At 71.8% G+C, this 12,836-nt stretch carries 12 protein-coding genes and 1 pseudogene; 4 read left to right on the top strand and 9 right to left on the bottom strand.

The window, feature by feature from the left end; translation table 11 throughout:
* The 7 genes from SGA01_RS01770 to SGA01_RS01740 form a co-directional block, all read right to left on the bottom strand.
* Positions 1-291: an SHOCT domain-containing protein gene (locus SGA01_RS01770; RefSeq protein ID WP_055645351.1), complete on the bottom strand. Its 291-nt coding sequence runs from the start codon at positions 289-291 to the stop codon at positions 1-3.
* Between the two features lie 57 nt (positions 292-348).
* A complete protein-coding gene (locus tag SGA01_RS01765; protein ID WP_174867191.1) occupies positions 349-807 on the bottom strand; it encodes a DUF6325 family protein in 459 nt (152 codons plus the stop codon).
* A gap of 190 nt (positions 808-997) precedes the next feature.
* Positions 998-3,115, bottom strand: coding sequence for a SpoIIE family protein phosphatase (locus SGA01_RS01760; protein ID WP_229917707.1), 2,118 nt, complete (start codon positions 3,113-3,115; stop codon positions 998-1,000).
* 373 nt (positions 3,116-3,488) lie between these two features.
* On the bottom strand, positions 3,489-5,111 hold the full coding sequence (locus tag SGA01_RS01755) for an alpha/beta fold hydrolase (RefSeq protein WP_141292594.1): 1,623 nt from the start codon (positions 5,109-5,111) through the stop codon (positions 3,489-3,491).
* Positions 5,112-5,126: 15 nt separating this feature from the next.
* Positions 5,127-6,764: an alpha/beta fold hydrolase gene (locus tag SGA01_RS01750; protein WP_229917705.1), complete on the bottom strand. Its 1,638-nt coding sequence runs from the start codon at positions 6,762-6,764 to the stop codon at positions 5,127-5,129.
* A 308-nt stretch (positions 6,765-7,072) separates the two neighbouring features.
* Complete coding sequence (locus SGA01_RS01745) at positions 7,073-7,741, bottom strand: hypothetical protein (protein WP_141292592.1); 669 nt, start codon at positions 7,739-7,741, stop codon at positions 7,073-7,075.
* 55 nt (positions 7,742-7,796) lie between these two features.
* Entirely contained in the window at positions 7,797-8,189 is a 393-nt protein-coding gene (locus SGA01_RS01740; RefSeq protein WP_141292590.1) for a hypothetical protein, read from the bottom strand.
* Between the two features lie 162 nt (positions 8,190-8,351).
* Here SGA01_RS01740 and SGA01_RS01735 point away from each other — a divergent pair, with 162 nt between their 5' ends.
* Positions 8,352-8,879 carry an NUDIX hydrolase family protein gene (locus SGA01_RS01735; RefSeq protein WP_141292710.1) on the top strand — a complete coding sequence of 176 codons (528 nt, stop codon included), beginning with the start codon at positions 8,352-8,354 and terminating at the stop codon, positions 8,877-8,879.
* Positions 8,880-8,931: 52 nt separating this feature from the next.
* Here the strand turns inward: SGA01_RS01735 and SGA01_RS01730 are convergent, their stop codons facing one another.
* Entirely contained in the window at positions 8,932-9,612 is a 681-nt protein-coding gene (locus SGA01_RS01730) for a class I SAM-dependent methyltransferase (protein ID WP_141292588.1), read from the bottom strand.
* Between the two features lie 113 nt (positions 9,613-9,725).
* Positions 9,726-10,811, bottom strand: a complete 1,086-nt coding sequence (locus SGA01_RS01725; RefSeq protein WP_141292586.1) for a hypothetical protein — start codon at positions 10,809-10,811, stop codon at positions 9,726-9,728.
* A gap of 169 nt (positions 10,812-10,980) precedes the next feature.
* Here SGA01_RS01725 and SGA01_RS01720 point away from each other — a divergent pair, with 169 nt between their 5' ends.
* The 3 genes and pseudogenes from SGA01_RS01720 (at position 10,981) to SGA01_RS01715 (ending at position 12,737) form a co-directional block, all read left to right on the top strand.
* Complete coding sequence (locus tag SGA01_RS01720) at positions 10,981-11,715, top strand: DUF7873 family protein (protein ID WP_055645343.1); 735 nt, start codon at positions 10,981-10,983, stop codon at positions 11,713-11,715.
* Between the two features lie 34 nt (positions 11,716-11,749).
* Positions 11,750-11,837, top strand: a pseudogene (locus tag SGA01_RS40820).
* Positions 11,838-12,296: 459 nt separating this feature from the next.
* Positions 12,297-12,737, top strand: a complete 441-nt coding sequence (locus tag SGA01_RS01715) for a VOC family protein (protein ID WP_141292584.1) — start codon at positions 12,297-12,299, stop codon at positions 12,735-12,737.
* Positions 12,738-12,836 lie beyond the last annotated feature (99 nt).

Below are 12,836 nucleotides of genomic sequence, written 5' to 3'. Positions count from 1 at the left end.
TCAGGAGCCGAGGATCTTGCTCTTCTGCGCCGCGAACTCCTCCTCGGTCAGGATGCCTTGCTCCTTCAGCTCTCCCAGCTCCTTGAGCTGCTCGATCTTGCTGCTCATGTCGGTGGCCGGCGGGGCGGCGGGCGGGGGCGGCTCGGCCGGTGGCGGTGCGTACCGTTCCGTCTGGGCCGATTCCTGCTGGGCCCAACGGCCCGCCTGCCGTCGCGAGACCCTGTTGGAGACGGCGGTCGCCGTCCCTGCCACCACTGCCGTACGCGCCACGCCTCGAAGAAGTCCTGGCATGTCGTCCCTCCTTGGCCGCTGTTCGAGTGGATCGGTTTACTCGGCAGTCCGGAGACGTCAGGCAGCGGCGCTGCCGCCCTCCGCCTCCACGGCGTCCAGCGAGGCCAGGAGCGCCTGTACGGGGATACGTCCGCCGGCCACGAGCTGTGCACCGCCGCGCCGCAGCTCCCGCGCGAGGGGGGCGGCCCAGACGTTCTCGTAGACCAGGATGCCGGCCGAATTGCCCGGTTCGAGGGCCATCCCCGCCTCGTCGATGTCGTCCTGCCCGAGGAGTCCGGACGAGGAGCCCTCGAACACGGACAGGTCCAGCTCCCCGTCGTCGTCGAGATCCCGCAGTTCCATGGCGACGACGCTGCCGTCGGTGTCCTTCCGGACGAACGTGAGGTCGAGAACACGGACGATGCCTCTGTCGACCAGGTCGAGGACAAGGGCCAGCGCCTTGCCCGTCATCCGATTGCCCGGGAACTCGATGACCACGAAGTCGACCGGCCCCATGTCCTGGAATTCGTTGCTCATCACCGCTCCAGACACCTTCGGGAGGACATGACCGAGCCCGACCCCGTCCACGTCCCCGTCGCATGTCCAAGGACGCGACGCGGCCGGAGCCGGTCCTGATTCCATTGCAGCATTCGGCAGAGGGCTTCGCACATTCACGGCGGGGAGCGGGAAGCTCCGGCGCCGACGGCCGGTGACCGTCCCGTCGCTCTCAGGCCGCGGTGTTGACGCGGGCGACGAGAAGAGCGATGTCGTCGTCCGCGGAGGCCGGTACGAGGTGGGTGAGCAGGCGGTCGCAGAGGGCGGGCAGGGACGGGCCGGGATCGGCGAGCAGGTCGGTCAGCTCGGTGAGGCGGGCGTCGATGTCGCTGCTTCGGGACTCGACCAGGCCGTCGGTGTACAGGACGAGGAGGCTGCCGAGGGGCAGGGTGACCTCGGTGGTCGTGAAGGGGATGCCACCGACTCCCAGCGGCAGACCCGGCGGTACGTCGAGCAGGCGGACGACGCCGTCAGGAGAGACGGCCACAGGAGGTGGATGGCCGGCACGAGTGATACGGCAGCGGCCGGTGGCCGGGTCGACCACGATGCACAGGAAGGTCGCCAGCATCGGCTCGGCGAGATCGTGCAGGGCGGCCTCCAGCTGGTAGAGCATGTCCTCGGGCGAGAGGTCGAGGCGCGCGAGGGCCCTGACGGTCGCGGAGAGCCGCCCCATCACCGCGGCTGCCGCGGTGCCGTGCCCCATCACGTCGCCGATGACGAGCACGGCCCTGCCGTCCTCCAGGGCGATGACGTCGTACCAGTCGCCGCCGACCTCGTTGACGTCGCTGGCGGGCAGGTAGCGGTGGGCGACCTCGATCCCGGGTGGAGGGGTGATGTGCTGCGGCAGCATGCTGCGCTGCAGCACGGCGGCCGTGTCGTGTTCACGGCGGTAGAGGCGCGCGTTGTCCACGCAGACCGCGGCGCGCGCCGCCAGGTCACCGGCGAGGTCGATCTCCCCCTTGGTGAAGGGGCCGACGGCACGGGTCCGGTAGAAGGTGGCGAGGCCCAGCACCACGCCCCGGGCGAGCAGCGGGGTCATCATGAACGAGTGCACTCCCAGCCCCAGCAGCTCGGCGGGGGCGCTGGAGTGGCCGGCCGCCGGCGCGATGGACTCCTCGTCGAACTCGCCCACGACGAAGGGGCGGCGCTCGCCGAGTGCCCGGGTGTACGGCGCGTTGGCGGGAAAGACCAGTGTGCGTCCCAGTGGGGCGAGGACCGCCGTGACGGACGATCCCGTCAGCGGGGCCTTGGCCACCCGGCGCAGCGTGGCGCCGCCCACCAGGCCGGCCCCGAGTTCGCCGCCGGCTGCCAGTGACTCCAGGACGTCGACGGTGACGACGTCCGCGAGCTCGGGCACGGCGACGTCGGCGAGCTCCTGTGCGGTGCGTTCCAGGTCCAGGCTGGTGCCGATCTTCAGCGTGGCCTCGTTCACGAGGGCGAGATGGCGCCGGCCCGCCTCGGCTTCGAGCTGCGCCTGCTGCTGGGCGGTGATGTCGATCAGGGTGGCGGCCAGCCCGATCGGACGTCCGTCGGCGTCCTCCAGCCGGACGTACGACCCCGACCACACGTGGTCGTGGTCCGGGTCGGCCGGCGTGCGGCCCGTACGGCGGGAATCCACCACAGGCCTTCCCTCGTCCAGGGCCCGGCGCATCGCGCGTTCCATGTCCGCTGCGTTGACGTCGGGCAGGATCTCGACGAGGCGGCGCCCGATGTGGGCGGCCTGTGACAGGCCGTTCATCGCCTCCAGCGCCGGGTTGACGCGGAGGAAACGCAGCTGGGTGTCGAGAACGGCGATGCCGACCGGGGAGCGGGAGAACAGTCCGTCCCACACCACCGACGACCCGCGGATCCGTCGTGCGGCCTCCGCCTCCGCGGCGAACACCAGCACCGTCGTCCCGCCGCGGTGGCGGGCCGGCACCGGGCACGCCCAGATCTCCAGGTCCAGCGGGCGTCCCTCCCTGTGCCAGGCGGTCACCATTCCCATGACCCCGCGCCCGGTGGCGGCGCCCTCCCACAGCGACCGGCCGAGACTGCGGTCCGCACCCGGGTGCAGCAGGTCGGAGATGTGCCGGCCGAGCACCTCGTGCGGGGTGTAGCCGAGCAGGTCCTCCGCCGCGTGGTCCCAGCGGACGATCGCCCCGTCCGCGCCTGTGGCGACCACGGCGACCGGCAGGGCCCCCAGCCAGCCGCCCGCGTCCCGGGCCGCGCCGGTGGTCATCTCGTCGAAGGGCACCTGCTCCATCGCCACCGCGATTCCGGTACCTACGCAGCCCTGGTCGGCTGCCGTCATCCTCAGTATGGGCGCGCGCCCGCGCTTCGTCGCGCGGACCGGACGCGCGGGCTCGTACGCCCGCCCATGCCGGCCGGAGCTCGAAACGCCGACCGGGCCACGACGCTGCCCCGCCCCGGCGAGACCGGAGCGCGCGGGTGTTCCCGCGTGGAAGGCGCCCCCTTTCTTTCACGGCGTCTTCGAGGCGTACGAGCGCGGTGACTGCGCCTTCACCACCTCGGCGGATGAACCGCCGGACGCCCGGCGCGGCCTGACGGCTTCACAGGACCCATGCCATCGTCGCCGAGGTGGTGTCTCATCGACCGCCCGGCCCCCCGCTCCGATGCGAGCGGGGGGCCGGGCGGTGGGGTGTCTCCGGTGCGGTCGAGCGTGTCTACGGCGCGATCTCGAACTGCGGCGGCTGGAGGCCCGCCAGGCAGCGGGTGTCCGGGCGGGCCGGGTCGGCGAAGAACGAGGTGGTGATGGTCTGCGCGCACTGCGAGTCGGCGAAGACCACATGGGCCACGTAGGGGACCGTGACGGCGTGGGACCGGCTCAGCGTACGGGCCACGTAGGCCCCGTTGCTGGGCGCCGTCTGGGCGTCGAAGCCGCCGGACAGGGCGAGGGTCGGGATGTCGCTGTGGGTCACGTCCCTGATCCAGGGAGGCGCCGGGGGGACGTCCCAGGCGCGGCAGTCGTCGTGGAGCCAGGCGAGCTGCGGCGCGTTGGCCAGCATCGAGCGGGGGAACGACGGGAACGCGCGGCGTCCGCCCCGGATGATGTCGGCCCGGCTCTCGTACGGGGTCCACTGGCTGCAGAAGACGCCGTAGACCAGCCCGTGGGCGACCCTTCCGATGGCCTGCGGGCTGTACTTGCCGCCCGCGAGCTGCTCGGCGATGCGCTGCCCGTTGCCGTGGGCCAGTTCGTCGATGGAGCGCGGCACTCCCTCCGCCAGGTGGCTGGCGAACGTCAGCCAGGTGACGAGCTGGCTCCCGTCCAGCACGACCTTCACCGGCTCCGGGTGGACCGGGACCGTGACGGTGACGGTGAGCGGATTGGCCTCCAGCTCACTGACGAGGCGGAGGAAGGTGGCCTTCAGGTTCGGGTAGCGGGTGTTGCAGGCGGCCTGCTCCGCGCAGGCCTTGAACAGGCCGTCGAAACCCTCTCGCGCGGCCTTCCAGGTCACGGCCCCGCCGCCCAGGGACGGCGGCAGGACGCCGTCGATGCCGACCGACCGGATGCCCTTCGGGTGGAGGCGCATGTAGTTGAGCGCCAGGTGGGTGCCGTAGGAGATGCCGAAGACGTTCCACTTCTTGACCCCCAGCGTCTTTCGCAGGGCGTCGTAGTCGGCCGAGCTCTCGATGTCGTTGTAGGCGCTGCGGTCGGCCCCCGTTCCGTCCACCCGGTCCCGGCAGGCCCGGGTCGCCTCGACGTGCAGGCGGGCGGTCGACGGCGCGTTGGAGACGAGCCCGAGGGCGCGGGCGTTGAACTCGTCGATGTCGGGACAGGTGAGCACCGGGTCGGCCGAGTAGGTGCCGCGCTGGGACATGAAGATCACGTCGCGGTCCCGGTTCAGGTCGCCGGCCAGCGCCATCGGGATCTCGGACACCGCGTCGTCGCCGGGACCGCCGGCGAGCCACACGATCGGGTCGGGCGACGGCCTGCTGCTCTCCGCGGGCATGATCGCGACGGCGAGGGTGATCTTGCGTCCGCCGTGACCCCTGGGCTCCTTGGGCCCCTTGGGTCCCTTGGGCCGGCGCTTCTCGGGCACGGTGAGGGTGCCGCAGCGGGCGCGCGCGAGATCGGGGATCGGGTCCGCCGTCCTGGGGCAGGGGCCCGGTTCGAAGTGGGCGTCGCCCACCGTACGGGCGACCGTGCCGATCGGGCCGCCGGTGCCGGTTTCGGCGTGTGCGGGGATCGCGGCCAGGCCGACGACGAGGGCTCCGGCCGTGGCTCCGGCCAGCGTTGCCGGGAGCCGTCGCGCAGTGCTCCGGCGCGGGGTCGTTCTTGGGGACATCGTGCGTCCTCCGGGTCAGGGGATGATGGTGAACGGCTTGGGCACGACACCTGCGACGCATCGGGTGTCGGGCGCGGTCGGCCGGGTCAGGAAGGAGCGCAGGACCGAAGCGGCGCAGGGTTCCTGGGGCACCACCCAGTGGGTGATCCCGGGAATGACCACGGCGGTGGAGCGGGGCAGCGTGCGGCCGGCGAACGGCCCCCAGCTCGCGCCGGTCTTCGCGTCGAAGGTCCCGGTGATGATGAGCGTGGGCACCTTGCTGTGGGTGGCCACCCGCTGGACCTCGGTGCGGTCCGGGACGTTCCAGGCGCGGCACAGGTCGTGCTCGAAGGGCAGCTGCGGCGCGTGGGCCAGCACGGAGTCCGGCCAGCCGGGGAAGGCCCGCCGGCCCGCCTTCAGCACATCCCGCTTCGAGTAGCCCGGGGCCCACTCGGCGCAGGCCACCGAGTGCGTGAGTCCGTGGGCGAACTCGCCGATGGCGGGCGTCGCGCCGGCGGCCTGGGCCCGGGCGAGGCGTTCCGGATTGCCGGCGGCGAGTTCGTAGAGCGCCGCGGGGACGTCGGCGGACGGGACCAGTCGGCCGTTGGTGACCAGCAGGTTCACCAGCGTGCCGCCGTCGAGGACGACCTTCACCGGGGTTCCGCCACCGGGCGGCGGCACGGTCAGCTTCAGGGGGTTCGCCTCCAGCCGCCGGACCTGCTCCGTGAGCGTGCGGGAGAGGTCCGGGTAGCGGGCCTTGCAGGCGGGCTGGGCCTCACAGGCCGCGAAGATCGCGTTGATCCCCTCCTGGGCACTGTCCCAGGCCCACGGCAGGCTCACGATCTGCGGCGGCACGACGGAGTCGATCGCCAGCGAGCGGATGCCCTGGGGGTGCCGGCGCAGGTAGGTGAGGCCCAGGTCGGTGCCGTAGGAGTAGCCGTAGACGTTCCACTTCTTGATGCCCAGGGCCTTGCGCAGGGCGGCGAAGTCCGCGGCGTTCTCGGTGGTGTTGTAGGCGCTGAGGTCGGCTCCCTCGGCCGTCAGGCGGTCCCTGCACTCCTTCGCCGCGCGCACCAGCCCTCGCCCGGTGGACGGCGCGTCGTAGGGCATGCCGACGGCGGACGCGTTGAACCGGTCCATCTCCGGGCAGGCGAGGTTCGGCTGTGAGTAGAGGGCGCCGCGCTGGGTCATGACGATCAGGTCGCGGTCCCGGTTCACCTGGGAGGCGATCAGGAAGGGGATGGCCCCGATCGCGTCGCCGCCGGGACCGCCCTCCATGAAGACGACCGGGTCCCCGGCGGGCTTCGCCGACGTGGCCGGGATGATCGCGACGGTCGTCCGGATGGTCCGGGTGTGCTTGCGGGAGCGGTTCTCGGGCACCTCAAGGAAGCCGCACTGCCCGGGGATCGGCTCCGGTGTCTCCGGGCACGGACCGGGCACGAACCGAGCCGGGTGTTCCGGCCGGGGCCCCTCCGCGGAGGGTGCCAGGGCGCTGCTCGGTGTGGGGCCGAGCGCGCCGAGTACGGCCAGGCCGGCCGCGACGAGCGCCGTCCTGGTGCGCGCTCGGTGGGGGCGCCCCGTTAGGGGGGTGTGTCGCGCCGTCCGGCGCCGTACGGTCCTGCCGGTCCCGTGCCCGGACGGCAGGTCGTCCGGGCCGGTGATCTGTTCCGCCATGTCATCCCGTCTCTCGGACGGCCCCGGTCACTCGGGGTGCCGGGGCACGAGGGCGTGGCCGCCCACCGCATGTCCGGCGAGGTCGGCGTACGCCAGCCTGCGTCCGCGCCGGGAGGCCCACCACTCAAGGACTCCACTCGGAGCAGGGGGTCGTCGCGGGGACGGGGTACGCCGCGAAGGAGATGAAGGGGTTCGGTCCGTGGGCGCCGTAGCGCCAGTCCGCGCCGGAGCCCGATGCGCACGGGGTCACGCCACCACCTGCATTGCGGGATTCAGGACCGACCCACGCGTCCTCCTCGACCGCGGCCTCAGGACGAGGCGTACCAGCCGTTCGCGCCGCTGCCTTCCGACGGGTCGTACGACTGGTGGAGTCCGAGCAGCGCGGCCACCAGCCTGGGGTCCCAACTCCCGTCGAGGACGCGGTACTCGTCCGCGACCCCTCGGAAGACGAGGTGCGCCCGGCGTGAGGAGTCGCGCCAGATCACCCTGCGCGGCTTGCCGAAGGCATCGTCGCCCTCGCCCAGCAGGGACAGGATCAGCCACAGCAGGCTCACGGGCAGGCCGACGGGCCACCACACCGCCCACCAGAACAGGCGCCCGCGGAAGCCGCGCACCGACTGTCCGGTCACCGACTCGACGGTCCAGCGCGCGCGGGCGCCGCGCAGAGCGCGTCCGCGCCGGTAGGTGATCCGGCCGAGCGGGGCGCCGTACGGGTCGTCGACGCGGTAGACGGCCGGGCGTCCGCTGATGCGCGAGCCGGTCTGTTCGGTCGTCACCCGGGCTATCGCGGTCTGCCCCTCACCGACGACGTCGAAGGTGCGGGCGGAGGAGTCCGCGGCCTCGCCCCGGCCGTCCGACACGCGGCAGAGCAGCCCGATCGCGATGTCCCCTTCGCGGCCCGCGCCGTCGCCTCGACGGACGACGACCGGCCAGGACGTCCCGTACCGCACGTTGTACGTCATCCGGCCCTCGGCCACGCTCGGTCACCCTTCCTCGCGTCGCCGGACGACGACGTTCCCGCCGGTCATGATGTCACTCGCCTTTGCGCTTCAAGGCGGTGGCCAGGAGCGCGACGGCACTCGTGACGGCCAGGGTCCCGATCATCACCAGAATCGTGCCGATCACGAAGAGGCCGCTGGCGTCGTCCGACCAGTCGTAGAAGGCGGCAACGGTCAGGCCCGCGGTCGTGCCGACCACCCCGGCCACGGCGTACCCCCGGAACGCCGCCCAGCAGACCGGAGCCAGCAGCGTCAGCCCAAGGCCGACCACCTGCCACGCCTCGTACGGGCCGGTGGTCGAACCGTCGGGGTGCACATCGCGGTGCTGGTCCCAGCCCAGCCAGGCGGCCCACGCCGCCATCGCCACCGCCGCCAACGCCACGCCGGCCCACACCTGGAAGGTTCTTCTCTGCTGTCCTGTGCTCATGGCTCCAGTGTTCCGGCCCGCCCGAACACCCGTCAGAGTCCTGATACTCAGTTCCGTCCGAGTACGTGCACGGCCGCGGACGATGCGGATTCCCACCCGGCTGGCAGACACGCGATCTGGGCCGAAAGGCCGTCAGGTAAGTATGATCAAGCGATGTCTGACATGACTGAGACCACGCCCGGCTGGCTGACCACGGACGAGCTGAACACGGCCCGGGCCCAGATGCCGATCCTGTACGTCGAAGCCGTGCCCGTGCGCGTGGACGACAGCGGCGAGGTCACGAGCATCGGGCTGCTCCTGCGGATCGGCGCGGACGGGACCATCAGCCGGACCCTGGTGTCCGGCCGTGTGATGCAGCACGAGAGAGTCCGCGACGCGCTCCTCCGCCACCTGGAGAAGGACCTCGGTCCGGTGGCGCTGCCGCGTGTCCCCGCCTCACTGCAGCCCTTCACCGTCGCCGAGTACTTCCCGACGGCAGGCATCACCCCCTACCACGACCCGCGCCAGCACGCGGTGTCCCTGGCCTACATCGTGCCCGTGGCCGGCGACTGCCGCCCCCGCCAGGACGCCCTGGACCTGGTCTGGTTCAGCCCGCAGGAGGCGGCCTCCCCCGCGGTGCAGAGCGAGATGCCGGGCGGCCGCGGGGTGCTCCTGAAGCAGGCCCTCGCGCACGTGGGACACACGTACTGAGATCACCGATCGCCCCTGCGGCCACCACGGGTGCCCGGCGAACCCCGGGCGCTCAGCGCAGTCGGCGGGCCCGCAGCACCACGTCGTCGGTGTGGTGCGCGCCGGCGCCGCCGTCGGGGGCGACGCGCGGCCGCTGCTCGTCCACCTCCACCACCCAGTCGTCGGTGAGCTGCGCGGTGACCATCGACGGCCAGACGTAGTCGGCCGGGTCGAAGCCGCTCTCGTCCGCGTCCCGGGCCTCCATCCCCGCGTGGTGGACGAGCAGCAGCACCCCACCGGGCGCGACGGCCGCGAGCAGCGCCCGCTCGGCCGCGGCCTCGGGGGTACGCAGCAGGGCCGGGTACTGCGCGGAGACCAGGTCGAAGGAGGCCGGCGCGAGCCCCGCCTCCGTCAGCGCGGCGTGCACCCAGCGGACGTCGACGTCGGCGTCCCGCGCATGCCCGGTCGCCCGTTCCAGCGCCACGCCCGAGACCTCGAGTGCGGTCACGTCCCAGCCGCCGCGCGCCAGCCAGACGGCGTCCGCGCCCTCGCCGCAACCGACGTCGAGCACCCGCCCGGGGGTGAGCCCGGCGACCTCGGCCACGAGTGCGCCGTTGGGCTGCCCGCTCCACAGTTGCCCGCGGTCGGCGTACCGGTTGTCCCATTCCGCCCGCACCGCCGGGTCTCCGAGGTATCCGTCACCGGCAGAGAAGATGTCCGAGCTCGGCGATTTCGCTGTGATGTCTTCGGTCATGCGCCCCACGGTCGCCGACCGTTCCCCGGTCACGCCACTTCTGTTGCCGAACCGGCAAAGGGGCACCCGAGGCCTGCCGGCCTTCCTGTCACGCCATGGCGCGTCCGCTCCGGCTACGACCGTGTCGCGGTCCCGCAGCCCCCGTGCGCCTTCCCCATCGCCTTGCTGCGGTCGTACGGATCGACCTTCCGGTCCTCGTCCGTTCCGGAGTCCGAACCGCCGCCGAACACCGGCCTGAAGAATCCGTTCGTCTCGCCGCAACCGCCGTTGGTCATGTCGGTCTTGTACGAGAGAAGACTGAACGTTCCTGCCTTGGTGATCACCTTCTCCGGGTCGTCCCAGCTGACCACCGTCTCCCGCCGCACGATGGTGCGCACGACCTCGTCGCCGCCGCCCGCCGGTGCGACCGGGTACACGTAGGTGACGTCGGCCGTCACCTCGAGGGCCCCGCGCTTCCCCTCCCGGAACGTGATCCGTCCGCGGGCCTTCACCACGTCCCCGACCAGGCGCGCCTGCGCCGGGTCGAAACGGCTGAAGAGCACCAGCGGGTCGTTGTCCTCGTCGGGTGCGCTCAGCGCGGTCGACACGAAGGTCCTGGCACTCTCCTGCTCCGGGTTCATCAAGGTGATCGCCTTCTCCGGACGTCCACCTCGCAGCACGGTCCGATCCAGGTTGGACGCCGCGAGGAAGTCGCGTGTCCGTGCGAGCGCCTGCCGCACCTCCGCCTCCGTCATCCACCCGGTCGCCTTGGCGGCCGGGACGGTGATCCCCGCCGAGCCGTTCGCCCAGCGCGCCGCAGGGGACCCCCGGAAGGGGTCGGCGAGTGTGGCCCGCCCGCCCGGCTCGTCGGCCGGTGCCTCCCGCGGTCGCTGCGACTCCTGTGCCAGGGGCTCCCCCGCCGGGCCCTTGCCGTCGGACCAGCCGACGATGCCCCCTGGGTCCACCGCCACGACCAGGAGGGCCAGCGAGGCCACGAAGCCGGCGACGTACCAGCCCTTCTTCCGCCGCGGCCGGGCGGGAGTGTGCGCACGCCACGGCGTCGGCTCCGCGGGCTCCGTCCCCAGCCGGCCCGCCACCTCGCGGGCCCGCGCCGACGGCTCCGTCGGCGCGTCCCCCGCACCGTCGGCCGCGCTGCGCAGGAACTCCTCCCATGCCTCGTCCGGTACGGACGAACCGCCGCGCTCCCCACCCTTGTCCACGAACTACCCCTCAAACCCCGTGCGTTCTCTGCCCCTCTTGCGGGGCCTCCGCATGATCGCATACCCCGGCCGGCCCCATCCGCGCAGCTCAGAGAGGCTCCGACCCGGAGAGACCTCCGGGCAGAAAATCATTCGATACGGCATCGTCCGCCGCACTAAGGTCGCCGACGTGGCAACGAAACTCAATCAGATCATCGCAGTGGAGAAGGGCGTCAAGTCCCGGGCTCACCAGGACCTGACGACGGCGCATCACGGTCTGCAGAAGCCCGCGTTGCTCGCCGGGATCTCCCGTACCTACCAGCCGAAGGACGAGGAGGGTGAGCAGCTGCCGCCCGAGTCGACGCTCGTGCAGGTGAAGGCCGAGGACGTGCTGCGGGACACCGCGCGGGCGCTGACCCGGCTCTTCGATGTGACGGCCACCAAGGACTGGGCGAACTGCGCGGCGCGCGCCGACATCACCGTCGACGGACGCGTGCTCGTGGGGCAGGTGCCCGTCGCCTATCTCCTGTTCCTGGAGAAGCAGCTGACGGACATCAACACCTTCGTCCGCAAGCTTCCCGTCCTCGACGCCGCCGAGTCGTGGACGCAGGACCCGTCCACCGACGCGTGGAAGACCGAGGTCGTCCGCACAGTCCGGACGAAGAAGGTGCCGCGCAACCACGTCAAGGCGGAGGCGACGGACAAGCACCCGGCGCAGGTCGACGTGTACTACGAGGACGTGCCGGTCGGTTACTGGACCACGGTGAAGTTCTCGGGCGCGCTGCCGGCCCGGCGGGTCAACGAGCTGCTTGAGCGGGTGGAGAAGCTCCAGCAGGCGGTGAAGTTCGCCCGCGAGGAGGCGAACAGCGCCGAGGTCACCGACCAGCGGGTCGGCGACGCCGTCTTCGGCTACCTCTTCGGGTAGCCGGGACACACAGACTCCCCGGTCGCGGCATGCGGCCGGGGTGCGCGAGGAGCGCAAAGCTGAAGCTGAGCCTTGTCGTGACATCCGCGGTTCCAGTGGAGGTTCGAGTCCTCCTCCCGGCACTTCCTGCCGGGATGGCCCAAGCAGGCAGAGGCAGACCGCGGTCAATCTCAGACTATTGCTCCAGACTCAGCATGCGCCGCTCATCGCCGGATCGACCGGGCCCGGGCCCTGGTGCGTCGAAATGCCAGTTCGAATCTGGTCCGCCGAGCTCGATCGGCGGTGGTCCAACGGCAGGACGCGACGCAATGACGAATGACCCGGGTCCTCAAGTGTGCCGGCGTGTGATGTGAGCGGCATCGACAGGGTCCGGGGGCAGGCTACGCCCCCGGACCCGCTCCTTTTCCGCTGCCGTTGTCGAGCGGCTCTCGTCGGCTCTCCTCCGCTCTCATCGGCTCTCGTCGGCTCTCGTCGGCTCTCGTCGGTTCGGTCGGTTCTCGGAGGGAAGCGGCCCGTCGGCCCCGTTTCCCCGGCGTGTGCGGCCATCGTGGCTCGTACACCCCTACCCGAGGAGACACACCATGACGATCCGGCGGATGGACAACGTCCTCATCGTCGTCGACGACCTCGACGCCGTCATCGCGTTCTTCGTCGAACTCGGCATGGAGCTGGAGGGCAGGATGCCCGTCGAGGGACGCTGGGTCGAGCGGGTCATCGGGATCGACGACGTCCGGCAGGACGTCGCCACGCTGCGGACGCCGGACGGCCACGGACGGATCGAGCTGGCGATGTTCCACACGCCGAAGGCGGTCGGTGCCGGGCCGAAGGACGCTCCGGCGAACACGCTCGGCATCCGTCGCGTCATGTTCGCCGTCGACGACATCGAGGACGTCGTCGCCCGCCTGCGCGCCCACGGCGCCGAACTCGTCGGCGAGCTGGCCCAGTACGAGGACAACTACCGGCTCTGCTACGTCCGTGGACCCGAGGGCATCGTCGTCGGACTGGCCGAGCAGTTGAACTGACCCCCGTTCAGACCGTCTCGTCTCGTCTCGGCTCGGCTCGGCTCGGCTCGGCTCGGCTCGGCTCGGCTCGGCTCGGCTCGGCTCGGCTCGGCTCGGCTC

The sequence above is a fragment of the Streptomyces gardneri genome, assembly GCF_006539185.1.
Classification (GTDB): Bacteria; Actinomycetota; Actinomycetes; order Streptomycetales; family Streptomycetaceae; genus Streptomyces; species Streptomyces gardneri.
Note: the sequence above shows the minus strand (reverse complement) of the source record. Positions and strands in the feature narration are given on the sequence as shown.

Coding starts and splice junctions, on each gene's coding strand:
- SGA01_RS01770 (WP_055645351.1), bottom strand. CDS start 291: ATGCCAGGACTTCTTCGAGGCGTGGCGCGTACGGCAGTGGTGGCAGGG.
- SGA01_RS01765 (WP_174867191.1), bottom strand. CDS start 807: ATGAGCAACGAATTCCAGGACATGGGGCCGGTCGACTTCGTGGTCATC.
- SGA01_RS01760 (WP_229917707.1), bottom strand. CDS start 3,115: ATGACGGCAGCCGACCAGGGCTGCGTAGGTACCGGAATCGCGGTGGCG.
- SGA01_RS01755 (WP_141292594.1), bottom strand. CDS start 5,111: ATGTCCCCAAGAACGACCCCGCGCCGGAGCACTGCGCGACGGCTCCCG.
- SGA01_RS01750 (WP_229917705.1), bottom strand. CDS start 6,764: ATGGCGGAACAGATCACCGGCCCGGACGACCTGCCGTCCGGGCACGGG.
- SGA01_RS01740 (WP_141292590.1), bottom strand. CDS start 8,189: ATGAGCACAGGACAGCAGAGAAGAACCTTCCAGGTGTGGGCCGGCGTG.
- SGA01_RS01735 (WP_141292710.1), top strand. CDS start 8,352: ATGACTGAGACCACGCCCGGCTGGCTGACCACGGACGAGCTGAACACG.
- SGA01_RS01730 (WP_141292588.1), bottom strand. CDS start 9,612: ATGACCGAAGACATCACAGCGAAATCGCCGAGCTCGGACATCTTCTCT.
- SGA01_RS01715 (WP_141292584.1), top strand. CDS start 12,297: ATGACGATCCGGCGGATGGACAACGTCCTCATCGTCGTCGACGACCTC.